Below are 17,983 nucleotides of genomic sequence, written 5' to 3'. Positions count from 1 at the left end.
TCATTGCGCCGCGAAGTTGAGCGCATAGTCGCGGCCGTCCATTCCTTCGGGCGGGTCGAAGGGGAAGCGCAGACTGGTGTCGAGGAAGTCGTGGCTGTGTACGACGAGGTTCTGATCGTCGATCAGCGCCACGCCATAGGCCGGCGGCTCATGGCTCGCCAGATGATCGGGGGCGGCAGGGTTGAGCTCGAACCAGACCTGGTGGTTGGTGCCGCGCAGCGTCGAGAACGGGATCTTGCCGTAGCTGCCGAAGATCGGCCGGTGTACATGGCCGAAGAAGAGGTGGCGGATGCGCGAACGGTAGGGCGCGATCACCTCGGCGAATTCGGCGCTCTGCTTGAGCGCGATCTCGTCCATCGCGTGCACGCCGACCGGAAAGGGCGGGTGATGCATGAACACGACGAATTGCTGGTCGGCGGGCGCGCTTTGAAGCGTCTTCGCCAGCCAGTCGAAGCGTTTGGCGCACATCTCGCCAGCGTGGCTGGTCTCGTCCAGCGTGTCCAAGAACACAAACAGGCCGTGCTCGGTAGTGCGGGTGCCCTGCACGAAGCCGTTGGGATCGCGTGGCGCGGCCTTCAGGCCGTCGAGGCAGGCCACGCGCTTGTCGTGATTGCCGACCATGGCGATGTACGGCATTTTCAGCGCCGCCATCGCCTCGGCGAAGTTGGCGTAGGATTCAGGCTCGCCCCAATGGGTGAGGTCGCCGGTCACGACCGCGAAGGCGGCATCTGGCTGGTGTTTGTTGATGTCCGCGATTGCGGCATCCAGCCGGGCGCGAGGATCGAGGCCATAGAGCTTCTGTCCCGGGCCCGCGAGATGCGTGTCGGTGATGTGGATGAATTTGAAGGGCATGGCGCGCTTGTCAGGTCTCTTGGAGGACGGGCGCCTCCGGCAAGACGGCCCGCCAGCCGGTTAGAGTGAGAGTGTTTCAGTTTGATGACAGTGGTGCCTATGCCCAAATTGTTGGGCAGAACGGCAGCGCCGGTCAATCCGCTCATCTCGCGGTGCGGTAATCGTCCGACCCTACAAAAATCTCGAAAACAACCCCATGCACAGTAGCCGATCGTTGTCGCGACGATGGCTTGCGGGTCGTTCAACCCAAATTGACACGTCGGGCAAAACAGGGGCATATTGCCAATATCGGAAAATCCGCAGATCGGGTCCGGCAGCGGCGGCGTCTTCGAGGCGGGCGCCGGGGGCGCAGACCGACTGTTCCGGTGTCAGCTCTCGCCGGCGGGCAACAGGCCGGTCAAGGCTTTGGCCTCGGACTTCAGGACATCAATGGCAGCCTTGCGTGCGTTGGCGTCGAAGCGGGTTCGAATGGCGGAGACTGACAAGGCGCCCCGCAACTTGCCCTGGACATCGATGACGGGGACAGCGGCGGCGGCGACCTCGGGATCTCGTTCGCCCAGCGACACGTAGAAGCCGTGCTCCCGGATCTTCTTGCTCTCGGCTGACGCGGGATTGCGATAGGCCGTGAGCACGCGACCGGCGGCGCCGCGATCGATCGGGAGCCGCTGGCCTTCGTCGAGATGATGCCGGACGGAACGCGGCGAGTTGACCCGATAGAGGCAGATGCGCTCGTCGCCATCGGCGATGTAGAACGACGCCGTCTCGCCCGTGGCCTCGACCAGACGATGCAGCGTTGGCCGGATCAGGTCGCCGAGATCGAGGCCGCGCTGATAGAGCGCGCCGAGCCGCCAGAGCTCCGGCCCCGGACGGAACAGCCGGTCGGGGCCGCGCACGAGAAAGCCGTCGGCCTCCAGCGTCGCTGCGAGGCGCAGCACCGTGCTTTTGTAGAGGTCGGTCGCGTCGGCAATCTCGGTCAGCGTCAAGGCACTGCGCTCCGGCCGAAAGGTCTTGAGGATCGCCAGCGCTCGCGCCACCGCATCAACGCCCGTCTTGGCCATTTTCGCTCCTGTTCTATTCAGTAGAACAAATATCATCGATATGTTCACAAGTCGATGAAATATGCGCTTCGACGGTTCTGGCTGTTGGAATTAAGTTGACTCGAATGAAGCGTCCGGCTACGGGTTTTGAATAACAGAACCAGTTCTACGGAGCGAAACAATGGAAGGGCAGGCGCCGCTGGCCGTCGACTTGCGCGACGTCATGATTCGCTTCGGCGAATTCACCGCCGTCAAAAGCATGAACCTCCAGGTCGGTGACGCCGAGTTCGTTGCGGTGGTTGGGCCGACCGGTTGCGGCAAGTCGACCATTCTCAACACCGTCACCGGGTTGCTGAAGCCTGCCGCCGGCGATGTCCGCATCTTCGGCAAGCCACTCGCAGGCCTGAACGACCAGTCCGGCTACATGCTCCAGCAGGAGGGCCTGCTGCCGTGGAAGACGGCGCAGGACAATGTCGGTCTTGGCCTCGTGTTTCAGGGTAAGTCGATCGAAGAGGCGCGGGCGCAGGCGCGGCCCTGGCTCGCCAAGGTCGGGCTGAAGGGTTTCGAGGAGCGCTATCCGCATCAGCTGTCGGGCGGCCAGCGCAAGCGCGTGGCGATGGCCCAGACCCTGATCATGGAGCCGAAGATCGTGTTGATGGACGAGCCGTTCTCGGCGCTCGACGTCCATACGCGCCGGCTGATGCATCGCATCCTGCTCGATCTCTGGCAGGCGGAACGGCGCTCGCTGATCTTCATTACGCACGATCTCGACGAGGCGATCACGCTTGCCGACCGCGTCGTCGTGATGTCGGCGGGGCCCGGCAGCCGCATGGTCGGCGACGTCAGGATCACCTTGCCGCGCCCGCGCGATGTTTCGGCACTACAGACCACCGACGAATTCGTCGCGCTCTATCGTCAAATCTGGTCGCTCCTCGGCGCCGAAGTGGAGAAGAGCTATGCCGCGCAAGGGTAAGGTCGTTCTCGTTCAGGCCGCGATCGTGCTTGGTCTGCTGCTGGTCTGGGAGGCCGGGGTACGGTCGGGGCTGGTTGATCCGTTCTTCTTTCCGGCGCCGTCGACGCTGGTGGCGCGAATCGGGGAGTGGATGTCGACGGCGGATTTCTGGACCGATGTCGGCATCACGCTGCTGGAAACGATCCTGTCTTTCGCCGCGGGGATCGCGATCGGAACCGTACTCGGAATCTGGCTCGGTCTCAGCCCTTTCGCGGCCGAGGTCGTGCAGCCCTTCATCAAGATGTTCAACGCGATCCCGCGCATCCTGCTCGGGCCGATCTTCGTGATCTGGTTCGGCCTCGGATTGACTTCGAAGGTCGCGCTCGGCGTCACGCTGGTGCTGTTCGTCGCCTTCTTCAACACCTTCCAGGGCGTGCGCGAGGTCAACCCGGTGGTTCTGGCGAATGCCCGCCTGCTGCGCGCGTCCAAATGGTCGTTGCTGCGCCACGTCTATCTGCCCTCGGCCACCACATGGATCCTGTCGAGCCTGCGGGTCTCCGTCGGCATGGCCGTGATGGGCGCGGTGGTTGCCGAATATCTCGGCTCATCCGCCGGGCTCGGCCATTTGATCGCCCAGGCCGAGGGCGTGCTCGATGCCGCCGGCGTGTTCGCGGGCATCATCGTGCTCTCCGCCTTCGTCGTTGCCCTCGATGCGCTGGTCGATCGCGCCGAAAAACGGCTCCTGGTGTGGCGTCCCGCGCCCGCCCACGAAATCTGATCGAACGATAACGCAATCATGGAGGTTCGCATGCGCGTCTTCACCCGGCTGATCCCTGCCATATCGGCGATCTGTCTTTCCGTCCTGTCGGCACAAGCCGGCGAGCCCGAAAAGGCAAAGCTCAAGATCGCCGTCGGCTCCCAGATCCTCAACTACATGCCGCTCGAGCTCGGCGTAAAACTCGGCATGTTCAAGGAGGAGGGGCTCGATGTCACCGTCGAAAACTTCCAGGCCGGCGGCTCGAAGGCGCTCCAGGCGCTGATCGGCGGTTCGGTCGACGGCACCGTCGGCTTCTACGACCACACGATCCAGATGCAGGCGCAGGGCAAGGAGATCTCCTGCGTGTTCCTGCTCAACGACATTCCGGGCGTGCTGCTCGGCGTGCGCAGCGACCTTGCCGACAAGGTCAAGACCGGAGCCGACCTCAAGGGACTCAAGCTCGGTATCACGGCGCCCGGTTCGTCGACCGACACCATGGCGCGCTACTACATCAAGAAGGCCGGGCTCGGGCCGCGCGACGTCAACATCATCGCGGTCGGCAGCGGCGCGCCGGGCATGGTCGCGCTCGAGGCCAAGAACATCGACGCGCTGGTCTATTTCGATCCGGTCGCGACGCTGCTGGCGCGCAAGAACTCCGCGATACCGCTGTTCGACGCGCGCAAGATCGAGGGCTCAAAGCAAGCCTTCGGCGGCATCTATCCGACGGCGTGCCTTTATCTGCAGCAATCCTTCATCGACAAGAATCCGGAGACGGTGCAGCGCCTCGTCACTGCGCTCCTTAGGACTCATCGCTGGATCAACTCTGTGCCGACCGAGCAACTCGTCGATGCAATCCCCGCCGGTTACAAGACCGACAATCGCGACGTGAACATCGAGATCCTGAAGGCGTCGAAGGCGCTGTTCTCGCAGACCGGCCAGATGGACGTCGAGGCCGCCAAGGTGCCGCTCGCGGTCCTGAGCGACTACGATCCCAAGATCGCAGCCGCCAAGATCGACCTCACCAAGACCTTCACCAACCGCTTCGCTACGCGCGCTGCCGAGCTACTGAAGTAAGGGGCACCGGAATGTCCTTGCCGCTCACCGGCATCCGCGTCCTCGACCTGTCGAATGTGCTGGCGGGTCCGTTCTGCGGCTACCACCTCTCGCGCCTCGGCGCCGAGGTGATCAAGATCGAGAATCCTGCTGGCGGCGATCTGGCGCGACGCTTGGGCGCCGATCCGAAGCGAGCGGAGCGGCTTCAGGGCCTGTCCTTCGTCGCCGTCAACGCCGGCAAGCAGTCGGTCGCGCTCGATCTGAAGTCGGAGGCGGGCAGGGAGGTGTTTCTGCGCTTCGTCGCCGAAGCGGATGTCCTTCTGGAGAATTTCCGGCCGAAGGTGATGGAGCGGCTCGGCCTCGGTTACGAGGTGCTGAGCCGGCAGAATCCGCGTCTGGTCTATTGCGCGATCTCGGGCTTCGGCCAGAGCGGGCCATGGGCGAAGCGGCCGGCTTACGACCAGATCGTGCAGGGCCTGTCGGGCGCCATGAGCGTGACGGGCGATGCGCAGTCCGCGCCCTTGCGCACGGGATTTCCGATCTCAGACACCATCGCCGGATTGACTGCGGCATTTGCCATCAGTTCCGCGCTGGTCGATCAGCGCCAGACCGGCCGCGGCCGCTTCATCGACGTCTCGCTGCTGGAGGCGACCGTCGCCGCGATGGGCTGGGTGGTTTCAAACCACCTCAACGCGGGCGTCGAGCCGGCGCCGATGGGCAACGAGAATTTCACGGCAGCACCTTCCGGCACATTCAGGACCGCGACCGGGCCGCTCAACATCGCGGCCAACGAGCAGAAGCAGTTCCAGACGCTGTGCGATCTGGTCGGCCGGCCCGGGCTCGCGACCGATCCACGCTTCGCCAGACGCGACACGCGCAAGGCCAATCGGGCGGCGCTGAACGAGGCACTGAACGAGGCACTCGGTGCGAAGGCAGCGGAGGATTGGGAGCGCGAGCTGAACGCCGCCGGCGTGCCCGCGGGCTGCGTGCTGACGGTGCCGCAGATCCTGAGCCAGCCACAACTGCTCGAGCGTCGCTTCGTGGAAGCATTGCCGCCGTCGTCCGGCGACGGTCAGCCGCTGCGGATCACAAGGCCGGGTTTCCTGCTCGATGAGGATTTTCCAGCTCCGCCATTGCCGCCGGAGCTTGGTGCCGACACCGAACGCTGGCTGACGCAACTCGGCTATTCCGCGGAAGCCATCGCGCAACTCGTGGCGAACGGAGCGGTCGCAGGCAAGACGGTCGGGCGAAGCACTGAGGAGACACGATGAGCGATGAAACCGCTTTACGGGACGCGGCCGCGCAATGGTGGCGGACCTCGATCTGCGATATCGCGCCGGGACGGATCGCCTATCGGGGCTATCCGATCCAGGACCTGATCGGCCGGATTTCGTTTCCGGCGATGATCTGGCTGATGCTGCGCGGGGAGCTGCCGTCGGCGGCGCAGGAGCGGTTGCTGCAGGCCGCGCTGGTTGCTTCCGTCGATCACGGCCCGCATGCGCCGTCGATCGCGATTGCCCAGATGGCGGTGAGCTGCGGCCTGCCGCTCAACGGCGCGATGGCCTCCGCCATCAACACGCTCGACGACGTCCATGGCGGCGCCGGCGAGCAGGCGGTCGAGCTCTATGACGACGTCTTGCGGCGAAGCGAAACCCAGGACATCGACGCGGCGGCGGGCGCGGCGATCGATCATTTCACCGCGACCCGCAGCAAGTATCTGCCAGGCTTCGGCCACCGGTTTCATCCGGTCGACCCGCGCGCCGCGCCGCTGCTGGCGCTGGTGGATGCGGCCGCGGCCGAGGGCAGCGTCGGCGGCCGATATGCCGCAGCAGCCCGCGCCATCGAGCGCGTGATGCAGGCGCGCAAGGGCAAGCTGATCCCGATGAACATCGACGGTGCGACCGCGGTCATCTATGGTGAGCTTGGCTTCGCGCCGCCGCTGGCGCGGGGCGTGTTCTGCCTGTCGCGCGCGGTCGGCATCCTCGCCCATGCCTGGGAGCAGACCGGACGCAAGGACCGCAACAAGGGCCCGATGCCGAAGCAGTTCGCCTATAAATACGAGGGGCGGCCGCGCCGCACGCTGGACGAACGGCCATGATGTATCTCGACACGCCACCGCGGCGGCTCGAGACCCGCCTTTTCTCGGCAATGCCGGCGGAATTTCGCCGCCCCGGCGTTCGCTCGGACTGGGCCGATGCCAACCGCGGCGGTCATCCCGTCGACAGTTTCATCGAAGGGCCGGCGTTCGACGCCGCCGGCAATCTCTACGTCGTCGACATTCCGTTCGGCCGCATCTTTCGGATCGCGCCCGACGGGACATGGTCGCTGATCGCCGAATATCAGGGCTGGCCGAACGGCCTGAAGATCGCGCCGGATGGCCGCATTCTCGTCGCCGACTACGTGAACGGCATCATGGAGCTCGATCCCGAACGCGGCACCATCAGGCCGCTGCTGGCGCATCGCAACTCGGAGTCCTTCAAAGGCTGCAACGACCTGCACATCGCCTCGAATGGCGACGTCTATTTCACCGATCAGGGCCAGACCGGGCTGCACGATCCGAGCGGTCGTGTCTTTCGGCTGCGCACGGACAGTCGTCTCGATTGCCTGATCGCCAACGGACCGAGCCCGAACGGCCTCGTGCTGAGCCCGGATGAAGCGGTGCTGTTTGTCGCGATGACGCGCGACAACAGCGTCTGGCGGGTGCCGCTGATGCGTGACGGGGGCGTTGCGAAGGTCGGCCGCTTCGCCTCGTTCTTCGGCACCAGCGGGCCGGATGGGCTCACGATGGATCGTTCGGGGCGCCTGTTCGTCGCCCATGCGTCGCTCGGCCACGTCTTTGTGCTGGCGCCGAACGGGGGGTGCATCGCGCGGATCAAATCGTGCGCCGGTCCGACCTGCACCAACGTCGCGTTGGATCGGACGGGCGAGACCCTGATGATCACGGAATCATCGAGTGGCTCGGTCCTGGCAGCCGCGCTAGATCTTTGATGATCGAGATGGGGGGCGTGGCCGATCTTGCCGTGAAGGCGCGGTCATGGTTTGCTCGAACCGCTCACCGACATCGGATCACGAGATCTTCGCATGTTGCCACTGCATATTCGCAAGCCGGGATGGCTTGTCGCCGCTCTGCTGCTTGCCGTTTTCGCAACAATTCCGCACGCGGTGCGCGCTGACTTCAACTTTGCCCGCTACAAGGAAACAGATCTCGACGAATTCCTGGCGCGCCGGCGGCCGGCCACCGGGCGGGACGTCTATCCTATGACGCCGCTGAAGCTCGACGTCACGCTGGCCTCTCATGGCGGGCCGTGCGCCAGCGCGGATTTCAAGCGGGCCATGATCACGAGCGGCATGCCCAAGCAGGACTCGGACGGATTGCAGGTCACCAACTGCATCACGGTGCGCTCGGCCCAGGGACGCGAGCTCAAGGTGTTCATCCAGGATGTTGTCTATGGCTTTCTTCCCGACGAGGTGGCCGTCGGAGATAAGCTGTCGCTCTATGCGATCCACATCTACACGTCACCCGAGGGGCCGGGCCTTCTGGTCAACGAATTCCTGACCCCGAAAAGCCAACCGCGTGCTGATAAGCCGCCGCCGAACAAGGCAATGACGTCCTGCGGATGCTGGACCCAGGACGAGCATCCTGGCGTCGATTTCACCTCGGACAAGCCGGGCGGTCCGGTGGCCGCGATGGCGGACGGCGTCGTCGTCAAGATCGAGACCAGCGAGCAGGCACCAAGCGATCTGCCGATCATCGGCGGCTGTGGCCGCTATGTCGTGCTCAAGCACACCTATCCCAATGGCGGCATCATCTATACGCGCTATGTCCAGCTCGGTCGCATCGTCGGGCCGAAGGGCCAGGCGCTCGCGGTGGGGACGACCGTCAAGGCCGGGGACGCGATCGGCGAGGTCGGCCCCAGCAAGGTGCTGCATTTCGAGCTCCGCCCCGTCGGCCCCGGCAACGTCAGAAAGGACAAGGCGTGGACCGAGCGCTACGTCGACATGCCGGACATGGAATGGTCGCGCTACAATCCGGTCGACCCGCAGAAGTTCGATGCAGCCTCGTTCGGAGGGGTGAGGAAGGCGACGAAGTAGGGCGAGGGCGGCCTTCGTGGATATCTTGCGTTTCTTGTTCTCATTCCGGGGACGTGTCGGCCGGTTCGACTATGTGCTTCGCTTCCTGATCCCGCTGGCTGTCGTTCATACCGCGGCAATTGCTCTTGTCCCGCCGCTTCAGTTTGGCGTCGTATTTGGCGCCCTCGTGCTGCTCTCACTCTGGCCGAGCTGGGCTGTCGGCGCCAAACGTTGTCACGACAGGGGACGATCAGGCTGGTTTCAGCTGATCGTGCTCATTCCAATCGTGGGACCGCTGCGGCTGATGATTGAGCTGGTTTTCCTGCCGGGCGTGAAGGGACAAACGGCCGTGTAGGATGGGTTGCGCTTCGCTCTACCCGTCTCACGGATGTCTCACGTCCCGCAGAACGTCTGTAGCACCCGCTGATCGGGTAGCGGCGGATCGGCGTAAGCCGCGTAGGCCGGCTGGTCCTCGTAAGGCTTGGCCAGCACCTTCACCAATCCCTCGAACGGCGCGTAATTGTCGTCGTTGACCGCAGCCTGGATCACGGCTTCGACGCGGTGGTTGCGCGGGATGAACATCGGATTGACGGCGTGCATCGCGGCCTGCCGTTCCGCCGCGGTCTGCGGCTCCAGCGCGGTGCGCGCGCGCCAGCGTCCGGACCACTCGTCGAAGGCTGCGGGCTCCATGAACTGCGCGCGCACATCGGCGCCGTCATCGGCTGCGGCGTCGCCGAGCTTGCGGAAGGTGAGGGTGAAGTCGGCCTGGTTGTTGGCCATGGCATCCAGCAGGTCCTGGATCAGCGCCTCGTCGCCGTCGCGCTCGGTGAACAGGCCGACCTTCTTGCGCAGGCCGGCCTGATAGGCGTTGCTGAAGATCTCGGAGAATGCGCCGAGGATGTCCTGCGCTTCCGCGACCGCCTTTTCCTGCTCGTCTCCGAGCAGCGGCAGCAGGCATTCGGCGAGGCGCGTCAGATTCCACAAGCCGATGCGCGGTTGGTTGGCATAGGCGTAGCGGCCCATCTCGTCGATCGACGAAAACACCTGCGAAGGATTGTAGGCATCCATGAAGGCGCAGGGGCCGTAATCGATGGTCTCGCCTGAGATGGACGAGTTGTCGGTGTTCATCACGCCATGGATGAAACCGACCAGCAGCCAGCGCGCGATCAGTTCGGCCTGGCGCGCGACAACAGCGGCGAGCAGGGCGTGATAGGGCCGCTCGGCGTGAAGCAGGTCGGGATAGTGCCTGGTGATGACGTGATCGGCGAGCCGTCGGATCGCGTCGGTGTCGCGGCGGACGGCGAAGAACTGGAAGGTGCCGACCCGGATATGGCTGGAGGCGACGCGCGTGAGCACCGCGCCCGGCAGCGCGGTCTCGCGGATTACATGCTCGCCGGTGACGACGGCGGCCAGCGAACGCGTGGTGGGGATGCCGAGTGCGTACATGGCTTCGCTGACGATGTATTCGCGCAGCACCGGCCCGAGCGCGGCACGGCCATCGCCGCGGCGGGAGAACGGGGTGGGGCCGGAGCCCTTGAGCTGGATGTCGCGGCGGACGCCGTCGCGATCGATGACCTCGCCAAGCAGGATGGCGCGGCCGTCGCCGAGCTGGGGCACGAAATGCCCGAACTGGTGACCGGCATAGGCCATGGCGATGGGATCGGCGCCGGCGGGAACCGTCTTGCCGGCCAGGATCTCGGCCCCTTCCGGCGTCTCCAAGAGGTCCGGATCGAGCCCGAGCAGGATCGCCAGTGGCCGGTTCAGCTTGATCAGCCGGGGCGCGGCCACGGGGGTCGGCGCGACGCGGGCAAAGAAACTGTCCGGCAGCGCCGAATACGAGTTCTGGAAGGGGAAATGGACGGTCATGGCCTCAAGATAGGGCTGGAACGGCTGATGGCAAAGGCTCGGGCCCAAATGGCCCAAAAATGGGCCTTCCGGACCCAAAACAGGGCGTTCCCTTGGTTGCCGCCCCCGGCCTCGTCGGGTAAACCCTGCCGCAACTTCGGACCGGTCGTTATGGGCCGTCCGATTCGCTTCCTCCGACATTGATTTTGGGACGACCATGCATCGCTACCGGTCACATACATGCGGCGCGCTCCGCGAGAGCAACATCGGCGAGACCATCCGCCTCTCGGGCTGGGTCCATCGCGTTCGCGACCATGGCGGCGTGCTGTTCATCGATTTGCGCGACCATTACGGCCTGACCCAGTGTGTGGTCGACCCGGACTCGCCGGCGTTCTCGCTGGCCGAAAAGCTGCGCTCGGAATTCGTGGTCAAGATGGACGGCAAGGTCCGCCGCCGCCCCGAGGGCACCGACAATGACGATCTGCCGACCGGCAAGGTCGAAGTCTATGTCAGCGAGATCGAGGTGCTGGGCCCGGCCGGCGATCTGCCGCTGCCTGTGTTCGGCGACCAGGAATACCCCGAAGACATCCGCCTGAAGTACCGCTTCCTCGACCTGCGTCGCGAGAAGCTGCACCGGAACATCATGACGCGCGTCGAGATCATCAAGTCGATGCGCCGGCGCATGGAGGGGCAGGGCTTCTTCGAGTTCAACACGCCGATCCTGACCGCGTCCTCGCCGGAAGGTGCGCGCGACTTCCTGGTGCCGTCGCGCATCCATCCCGGCAAGTTCTACGCGCTGCCGCAGGCGCCGCAGCAGTACAAGCAGCTGCTGATGATGTCCGGCTTCGACCGCTACTTCCAGATCGCGCCGTGCTTCCGCGACGAGGACCCGCGCGCCGACCGTCTTCCGGGCGAGTTCTATCAGCTCGACGTCGAGATGAGTTTTGTGACGCAGGAAGACGTCTTCGCGGCGATGGAGCCTGTGATCACCGGCGTGTTCGAGGAGTTCGCCAAGGGCAAGCCGGTGACGAAGAACTGGCGCCGCATTCCGTTCGCCGAAGCGCTGCGCAAATACGGTAGCGACAAGCCTGACCTGCGCAACCCGATCGAGATGCAGGACGTCTCCGAGCACTTCCGCGGCTCCGGCTTCAAGGTGTTCGCGCGCATGCTCGAGGATCCCAAGAACCAGGTCTGGGCAATTCCCGCGACGGGCGGCGGCAGCCGCGCCTTCTGCGACCGCATGAATTCGTGGGCGCAGGGCGAGGGCCAGCCGGGCCTCGGCTACATCATGTGGCGCGAGGGCGGCGAGGGCGCAGGTCCGCTCGCGAACAATATCGGGCCGGAGCGCACCGCTGCGATCCGCGCGCAGATCGGCACCAAGGAAGGCGATGCCGCCTTCTTCGTCGCCGGTGACCCCGACAAGTTCTGGAAGTTCTCAGGTCTTGCCCGCAACAAGGTCGGCGAGGAGTTGAACCTCACCGACAAGGAGCGGTACGAGCTCGCCTGGATCGTCGACTTCCCGATGTACGAATACAACGAGGAGGACAAGAAGGTCGACTTCTCGCACAACCCGTTCTCGATGCCGCAGGGTGGCCTGGAAGCGCTGAAGGGTCAGGATCCGCTGACCATCAAGGCGTTCCAGTACGACATCACCTGCAACGGCTACGAGATCGCCTCGGGCGGCATCCGCAACCACGTGCCGGAAGCCATGGTGAAGGCGTTCGAGATCGCCGGTTACGGTGAGCAGGAAGTGGTCGACCGCTTCGGCGGCATGTACCGCGCCTTCCAGTACGGCGCGCCGCCGCATGGCGGCATGGCCGCGGGTGTCGACCGCATCGTGATGCTGCTCTGTGGCACCACGAACCTGCGCGAGATCTCGCTGTTCCCGATGAACCAGCAGGCCATGGACCTCCTGATGGGCGCCCCGTCGGAAGCCACCACAAAACAGCTCCGCGAGCTGCATGTGCGGGTCAACCTGCCGCAGAAGTGAGGGGCTCGGCCCCGGACGCAGCGCAGCGCTATCCCGGCGATGCGAAGCATCGTCCGGAGCAGCGGTGCGCTGCAGAGCCGGGGCCCATGTCTCGGCAAACAGCAATCGTTCTGGGTCCCGGCTCTGCGCAGCAGCGTTGCACGCTGCAGCGCGTCCAGGACACGAGACCTACAACCCCGTCGAGGCCTCGATCCTGAACTGCGCGAGCGCAACGATCGGTTCGTGGTTCAGGGCGTCCATCAGCTGAACCACCGGCACGTTGCCGAGCGGGGTCAGCTTGATGGTGAGCGTCTGTCCCGACGTTTCGACGAAGCCGGCGAGCGCATCGACTGCGACCTTGGCGTCGAGATTGGAGGCCGCGATCTTCTCGCCCTGCGCGCGGATCATCTCGACGATGGCGCTGCGCGCGGCATCACGACTGAGGTTCTGCATCCGCGAGAACTGCGCCACGATCAGATCGACGACGCCGCTGTCGCGCAAGGACAGCTCGATCGCACCGGTTTCGACCTGCTCGGCCTGGCTCATGGCCTGCACCGGGTCGGTGGTGAACAGGCCGCGCGGCACGTTCGCTAGCGCGAAGCGGGCCTGCACCCTGGCGAGATTGCCGAGATCGATCGTGGCCGGCGCGAGCGCGAAAACGCCCGAGGACTCCGTCCAGGCCGCACCGAGATCGAGGTCAACAGCCAATTTGTCGATGCCGGCGGTGGCGAGCGGCATGTGAGTAGGATTGGTCGGATCAATCGGGGCGACCATCTTTGCGATGAGGCTGGCTTTGCTGGGGATTGAGCCGACCAACTGGCCCCAGTTCAGGCTGAGCGTGTCGATCGTGCCCAGCCTGGAGTTCTTGTAGGGCGTAACCACACCCTTTATCTCGACACCTTCGAGCACGCGGAAGAGGGCAAGCATCTGGTCCGGCGAAGGCGGCTGTCCAGGATTGGTGAAGCTGGCTGCCCAGCGCATCAGGTTCGGCAGGCTGAAGGACTTCAGCGCGAAGCGCTCCATTTTGAACTGACCTTGCGGCGCGGGTGCATCGAGGCCTTCCAGCGCGAACTCGCCGTTTGCGTATCTGATGGCGTTGAGGTTGGCGGTCCCTTGCGGCGTGCTGACCGAAACTTTGCCGACGCCGACCTCGCCGACACGCACGCCCTCGAAGAGCGCGGCGAACTGCTCCAGCGCCTGCCGTGTCTCCGTCGGCGTCGGCGGCCTGGAACCGTCCTTCATCAAGGCCCGGATGTCGGTCAACTGGAGCTTGGACGGCTGCAGGGCGATGTCGTTGATGCTGAACCTGTCGATCTGTGCGCGTATCCCTTGCGCTGAGGTCATCACATAGGGCCCTGCCGAGATTTGCCTGTAGATCCGGTGATAGCTGTCATCATTGACCCTCTTGGGGTCCAGGGCGGTGGCCAATGCCGTTGCATCGAAATCGTCGGTGGTCGTGTTCGAGAGCTCGAGCGTAAGCTTTTCGGATTTGCCCGGCTGTTGCAGGCTTACGATGTGAACGGTGCGGTCAACCTTGGCGGCATCGACTTTGCCGCGGTTGATGTTCAGTATCGTCACGCCGGAATAGGTGATCTCGGTACCACCGCTGCCCGATTTGCCCGTTTCGGGGGTGACGGAGGCGCTGATGGTCGGTGCCACAACCGATGACGCGGTGACGCTGACGAATTGCTCGAGAACAAATCGGTACAGATCGATCAACGAGTCTGATGCCAGCGAACCCTGAATGCGAACCGCGCCGGAATAGTCGCGCACCGTAAGCTGTGGAACCTTGTAGACGGCATTCAGCTTCGTCTCGCCCATGACGCTGCTGTATTTGATTTCCGTATCCGACAGATCGATGCTGTCGGCCGAAAACCTGGTGTCGTCTATCTGGCGAACACCGGTGCCCTTGATGCCGGCGATCTTGATCTGCGCTTGCGGCTGGCTGCCGGGCGTGATCGCGATGTCGTCGATGGTCAGCGTCCGGCTCATCAGGTCGAACCCGATTTTCCCGTGGCTCGCCTTGCCTCCACCTGCGCGGATCTGCTCGAACGTCGCCTCGACCTCGCTGGTGGCCCGGTGCTGAACATAGAGGTTGAAGCCGAACCATCCGCCCACGGCGAGCACGGCTGCAACGATCAGGCCGATCAGGATCCGCTTCATTCCCAGCTCCAGTTGCTCGTTGTGCGCCGCGCAACCTGCCATATTCGGGAAAGGTCGCAAGGTCCAGGGAAAGCTAGCGCTATCAGATATTTGGCGGCTGGCCCTGTTGATGGGGGCGCAATCGGATGTTGCCACCGGGCCTTCGGCCGTGCTTCATCCGGTTTCCATGACCCGGAAATACCATCCGCTTGGATGGTCGCTCCGGATGAGGCATTTTGAGGCCGGTAAAGCGAGGCAAGAGACCGCATGTCGTCCTATTCTGATGATCTCCACCAGGCGGCGCTGGCCTATCACCGTCTGCCGCGCCCCGGAAAGCTCGAGATCCAGGCGAGCAAGCCGCTCGCCAACCAGCGCGACCTCGCGCTGGCCTATTCTCCGGGCGTTGCCGCCGCCTGCACCGAGATCGCCAAGAACCCGGCGGAAGCCGCGACCCTGACCACCCGCGCCAATCTGGTCGCCGTCGTCTCCAACGGTACCGCGGTGCTCGGCCTCGGCAATATCGGCCCGCTGGCCTCCAAGCCGGTGATGGAGGGCAAGGCCGTCCTGTTCAAGAAATTCGCCGGCATCGACGTGTTCGACATCGAGATCGCCGCCGACACCATCGACCGCGTGGTCGAGACGGTGGCGGCGCTCGAGCCGACCTTCGGCGGCATCAATCTGGAAGACATCCGCGGACCGGAGTGCTTCGAGATCGAGGCGCGGCTGAAGGAGCGCATGAAGATCCCGGTCTTCCATGACGACCAGCACGGCACCGCCATCATCGTCGCCGCCGCCATCACCAACGGTCTCCGCCTGAACGGCAAGAAGCTGTCGGAGGTCAAGATCGTGGCGTCGGGGGCAGGGGCCGCCGCGATTGCGACGCTGAACCTCCTGGTGTCGATGGGCGCGCAGCGCAAGAACATCTGGGTCTGCGACATCGACGGCCTCGTGCACGAGGGCCGCAACACCTCGATGGACCGCTGGAAGGCGGTCTATGCGCAGAAGACCGACAAGCGCACGCTTGGCGACGTCATCGGCGGCGCCGACATCTTCATCGGCCTTTCCGCACCGGGCGTGCTCAAGCCGGAGATGGCCAAGGCCATGGGCGAGAAGCCCCTCATCATGGCGCTTGCCAACCCGACGCCTGAGATCATGCCGGAGGAAGCGCGCACCGTGCGTCCCGACGCCATGATCTGCACCGGGCGCTCGGACTATCCGAACCAGGTCAACAACGTCCTCTGCTTCCCCTTCATCTTCCGCGGCGCGCTCGATGTCGGCGCCAGCGCCATCAACGAGGAGATGAAGCACGCCGCTGTCGAGGCCATCGCGCAGCTCGCGCGTGAGGCGCCGTCGGACGCCGTCTCCCAGGGTAGCCTCGATACCGGCGAGGCCGGCGGCTTCGGGCCGGGCTCGCTGATCCCCAGCCCCTTTGACCCACGGCTAATCCTGCGTATTGCACCGGCGGTCGCGAAGGCGGCGATGGAATCAGGCGTCGCGACGCGCCCCATCACCAATTTCGACGAATATCGCGCGCTGCTGGAGCGCTTTGCCTTCCGTTCCGGCCTCGTCATGAAGCCGATGTTCGCCAAGGCCAAGACCCAGCCGGTACGCGTGATCTACGCCGAAGGCGAGGACGAGCGCGTGCTCCGCGCCACGCAAGTGGTGCTGGAGGAGAAGCTGGCGACGCCGATCCTGGTCGGCCGTCCCTCGGTGGTCGAGGCGCGCATCAAGCGTTTCGGCCTGTCGATCAAGGCGGGCAAGGATTTCGACCTCGTCAATCCCGAGGATGATCCGCGCTACCGCTCCTACGTGCAGTCCTATGTCGAGGTCGCCGGCCGCCACGGCGTGACGCCGGATGCGGCGCGCACGGTGGTGCGCACCAATAACACTGTCATCGCTGCGCTCGCGGTGACACGCGGGGAGGCCGATGCGATGCTCTGCGGCGTCGAGGGCCGCTATATGAGCCATCTGCGTCATGTGCGCGAGATCGTCGGCTTCTCGCCCGGCGTCAGCGACTACGCGGCGCTGGCTCTGCTGATCACCAGCAAGGGCGCGTTCTTCATCGCCGACACGCAAGTGAGGCCCAATCCGAGCGCGGAAGAGCTTGCCGAGATCGCCTCGCTCGCTGCGGTCCACGTCCAGCGCTTCAACATCAAGCCGAAGATCGCCTTCGTCTCGCATTCCGATTTCGGCAGCTACGACACGGAGTCGTCGCGCAAGATGCGGCGGGCGACCCAGCTCTTGAAGGAGAAGCATCCGGAGATCGAGGCCGACGGCGAGATGCAGGGCGACACCGCGCTCTCCGCCGCGGCGCGCCGCATGGTGCTGCCGCACTCCAAGCTGGAGGGCGAGGCCAACATCATGATCATGCCGACGCTGGACACCGCCAACGTCGCCTATCAGATGATCAAGTCGCTGGCGGATGCGTTGCCGGTCGGCCCGATCCTGATCGGCCCGGCGCGGACCGCGCATATCCTCACCCCCTCGGTGACCGCACGCGGCATCCTCAACATGACGGCGGTCGCCGTGGTCGAAGCGCAGGAGCGTGCGGCCCGACAGCAGCCGACGTTGTTTACGTAGCTCTCCGTTTAAGGGGCCGCTCGTTCCGCGAATTCGTCATGCCCGGGCTTGACCCGGGCATCCACGACCTTCGTGCCGCTGAGCAAGTCGTGGATGGCCGGGTCAACCCCGGCCATGACGCTGAGACAGTTGTGGTCGTGGCTCTTGCTAGGAAACACGCCACCGCTTTTGAATAACTTTCAGTTTTCCATTTCCCCGTTTGAAAACCGCAATCGGACTCTCCATAATCGGCAGGCGTCCCGTGCTTAGCGCTTTGCAAAGAGGCCGATCATGCCAGCGTTCGTGACTTTCGGGCGAATCCTGTTCGCCGTGCTGTTCATCTACACGGGCGCGACCAAGTTCTTCCCCCTCCAGGCGACGGCCGACTCCATCGCCGGCAAGCTCGTGGTGCCCGATGTGGTCGCGCCCTATGCCAAGCAGTTGGAGACCGCGACTGCGATGACCACGCCGCAGCTGCTCGCGATTGCGCTCGCTGGGCTGCAGATTCTGGCTGGATTGATGATCGCGCTGAATTTCGGCGCGCGCTTCTTCGCGATGCTGATGATCATCTACATCGCGGTCTCGACCGTCCTGTTCTCCGACTTCTGGAATCAGGCGGCGCCTGAAAATGCGGCGATGGTGGTCGACGCGCTGAAGAACCTCTCGATTATCGGCGCGCTGTTCATGATCATGGGCTATGGCCGCGTGACCCGTCCGGCTGAGGCCGCCTACGGCGACATGTAAGC

15 protein-coding genes are annotated in these 17,983 nt (G+C 64.6%); 11 read left to right on the top strand and 4 right to left on the bottom strand.

What is annotated here, in order from left to right:
- Positions 1–852: a phosphodiesterase gene (locus XH89_RS21890; protein WP_194462494.1), complete on the bottom strand. Its 852-nt coding sequence runs from the start codon at positions 850–852 to the stop codon at positions 1–3.
- A gap of 368 nt (positions 853–1,220) precedes the next feature.
- Entirely contained in the window at positions 1,221–1,910 is a 690-nt protein-coding gene (locus XH89_RS21885; protein ID WP_194462493.1) for an IclR family transcriptional regulator, read from the bottom strand.
- Positions 1,911–2,070: 160 nt separating this feature from the next.
- Here XH89_RS21885 and XH89_RS21880 point away from each other — a divergent pair, with 160 nt between their 5' ends.
- From XH89_RS21880 to XH89_RS21845, 8 genes are all read left to right on the top strand, one after another.
- Positions 2,071–2,862, top strand: a complete 792-nt coding sequence (locus tag XH89_RS21880; RefSeq protein ID WP_194462492.1) for an ABC transporter ATP-binding protein — start codon at positions 2,071–2,073, stop codon at positions 2,860–2,862.
- Positions 2,846–3,619, top strand: coding sequence for an ABC transporter permease (locus XH89_RS21875; RefSeq protein ID WP_194462491.1), 774 nt, complete (start codon positions 2,846–2,848; stop codon positions 3,617–3,619). Before XH89_RS21880 ends, XH89_RS21875 begins: the two co-directional genes overlap by 17 nt.
- Before the next feature lie 30 nt (positions 3,620–3,649).
- Complete coding sequence (locus XH89_RS21870) at positions 3,650–4,672, top strand: ABC transporter substrate-binding protein (RefSeq protein WP_194462490.1); 1,023 nt, start codon at positions 3,650–3,652, stop codon at positions 4,670–4,672.
- A gap of 11 nt (positions 4,673–4,683) precedes the next feature.
- Entirely contained in the window at positions 4,684–5,922 is a 1,239-nt protein-coding gene (locus XH89_RS21865) for a CaiB/BaiF CoA-transferase family protein (protein WP_194462489.1), read from the top strand.
- Complete coding sequence (locus XH89_RS21860) at positions 5,919–6,749, top strand: citryl-CoA lyase (protein ID WP_194462488.1); 831 nt, start codon at positions 5,919–5,921, stop codon at positions 6,747–6,749. Before XH89_RS21865 ends, XH89_RS21860 begins: the two co-directional genes overlap by 4 nt.
- The gene (locus XH89_RS21855; RefSeq protein WP_194462487.1) at positions 6,746–7,639 is read left to right on the top strand and encodes an SMP-30/gluconolactonase/LRE family protein; all 894 of its coding nucleotides are present in this window, start codon (positions 6,746–6,748) and stop codon (positions 7,637–7,639) included. Before XH89_RS21860 ends, XH89_RS21855 begins: the two co-directional genes overlap by 4 nt.
- A 93-nt stretch (positions 7,640–7,732) precedes the next feature.
- Positions 7,733–8,743: a M23 family metallopeptidase gene (locus XH89_RS21850; RefSeq protein WP_194462486.1), complete on the top strand. Its 1,011-nt coding sequence runs from the start codon at positions 7,733–7,735 to the stop codon at positions 8,741–8,743.
- A 16-nt stretch (positions 8,744–8,759) separates the two neighbouring features.
- Positions 8,760–9,077: a DUF805 domain-containing protein gene (locus XH89_RS21845; RefSeq protein ID WP_194462485.1), complete on the top strand. Its 318-nt coding sequence runs from the start codon at positions 8,760–8,762 to the stop codon at positions 9,075–9,077.
- Positions 9,078–9,115: 38 nt separating this feature from the next.
- Here XH89_RS21845 and XH89_RS21840 read toward each other — a convergent pair whose 3' ends face one another.
- Positions 9,116–10,588: a YdiU family protein gene (locus tag XH89_RS21840; RefSeq protein ID WP_194462484.1), complete on the bottom strand. Its 1,473-nt coding sequence runs from the start codon at positions 10,586–10,588 to the stop codon at positions 9,116–9,118.
- A gap of 196 nt (positions 10,589–10,784) precedes the next feature.
- On the opposite strand from XH89_RS21840, the gene aspS reads away from it, so the two are divergent.
- Positions 10,785–12,557: an aspartate--tRNA ligase gene (gene aspS / locus XH89_RS21835; RefSeq protein ID WP_194462483.1), complete on the top strand. Its 1,773-nt coding sequence runs from the start codon at positions 10,785–10,787 to the stop codon at positions 12,555–12,557.
- Positions 12,558–12,725: 168 nt separating this feature from the next.
- On the opposite strand, the gene XH89_RS21830 is transcribed toward aspS, so the two are convergent.
- Positions 12,726–14,699, bottom strand: coding sequence for a hypothetical protein (locus XH89_RS21830; protein WP_194462482.1), 1,974 nt, complete (start codon positions 14,697–14,699; stop codon positions 12,726–12,728).
- A gap of 246 nt (positions 14,700–14,945) precedes the next feature.
- On the opposite strand from XH89_RS21830, the gene XH89_RS21825 reads away from it, so the two are divergent.
- Both XH89_RS21825 and XH89_RS21820 read left to right on the top strand, forming a co-directional pair.
- Complete coding sequence (locus XH89_RS21825; protein WP_194462481.1) at positions 14,946–17,258, top strand: NADP-dependent malic enzyme; 2,313 nt, start codon at positions 14,946–14,948, stop codon at positions 17,256–17,258.
- Positions 17,259–17,528: 270 nt separating this feature from the next.
- On the top strand, positions 17,529–17,981 hold the full coding sequence (locus tag XH89_RS21820; RefSeq protein WP_194462480.1) for a DoxX family membrane protein: 453 nt from the start codon (positions 17,529–17,531) through the stop codon (positions 17,979–17,981).
- Positions 17,982–17,983 lie beyond the last annotated feature (2 nt).

It is taken from the genome of Bradyrhizobium sp. CCBAU 53340, from assembly GCF_015291645.1.
Lineage (GTDB): Bacteria > Pseudomonadota > Alphaproteobacteria > Rhizobiales > Xanthobacteraceae > Bradyrhizobium.
The sequence above is the reverse complement of the archived record's forward strand: the minus strand, read 5'-3'. Positions and strand labels throughout refer to the sequence as shown.

Coding starts and splice junctions, on each gene's coding strand:
- XH89_RS21890 (WP_194462494.1), bottom strand. CDS start 852: ATGCCCTTCAAATTCATCCACATCACCGACACGCATCTCGCGGGCCCG.
- XH89_RS21885 (WP_194462493.1), bottom strand. CDS start 1,910: ATGGCCAAGACGGGCGTTGATGCGGTGGCGCGAGCGCTGGCGATCCTC.
- XH89_RS21880 (WP_194462492.1), top strand. CDS start 2,071: ATGGAAGGGCAGGCGCCGCTGGCCGTCGACTTGCGCGACGTCATGATT.
- XH89_RS21875 (WP_194462491.1), top strand. CDS start 2,846: ATGCCGCGCAAGGGTAAGGTCGTTCTCGTTCAGGCCGCGATCGTGCTT.
- XH89_RS21870 (WP_194462490.1), top strand. CDS start 3,650: ATGCGCGTCTTCACCCGGCTGATCCCTGCCATATCGGCGATCTGTCTT.
- XH89_RS21865 (WP_194462489.1), top strand. CDS start 4,684: ATGTCCTTGCCGCTCACCGGCATCCGCGTCCTCGACCTGTCGAATGTG.
- XH89_RS21860 (WP_194462488.1), top strand. CDS start 5,919: ATGAGCGATGAAACCGCTTTACGGGACGCGGCCGCGCAATGGTGGCGG.
- XH89_RS21855 (WP_194462487.1), top strand. CDS start 6,746: ATGATGTATCTCGACACGCCACCGCGGCGGCTCGAGACCCGCCTTTTC.
- XH89_RS21850 (WP_194462486.1), top strand. CDS start 7,733: ATGTTGCCACTGCATATTCGCAAGCCGGGATGGCTTGTCGCCGCTCTG.
- XH89_RS21840 (WP_194462484.1), bottom strand. CDS start 10,588: ATGACCGTCCATTTCCCCTTCCAGAACTCGTATTCGGCGCTGCCGGAC.
- aspS (WP_194462483.1), top strand. CDS start 10,785: ATGCATCGCTACCGGTCACATACATGCGGCGCGCTCCGCGAGAGCAAC.
- XH89_RS21830 (WP_194462482.1), bottom strand. CDS start 14,699: ATGAAGCGGATCCTGATCGGCCTGATCGTTGCAGCCGTGCTCGCCGTG.
- XH89_RS21825 (WP_194462481.1), top strand. CDS start 14,946: ATGTCGTCCTATTCTGATGATCTCCACCAGGCGGCGCTGGCCTATCAC.
- XH89_RS21820 (WP_194462480.1), top strand. CDS start 17,529: ATGCCAGCGTTCGTGACTTTCGGGCGAATCCTGTTCGCCGTGCTGTTC.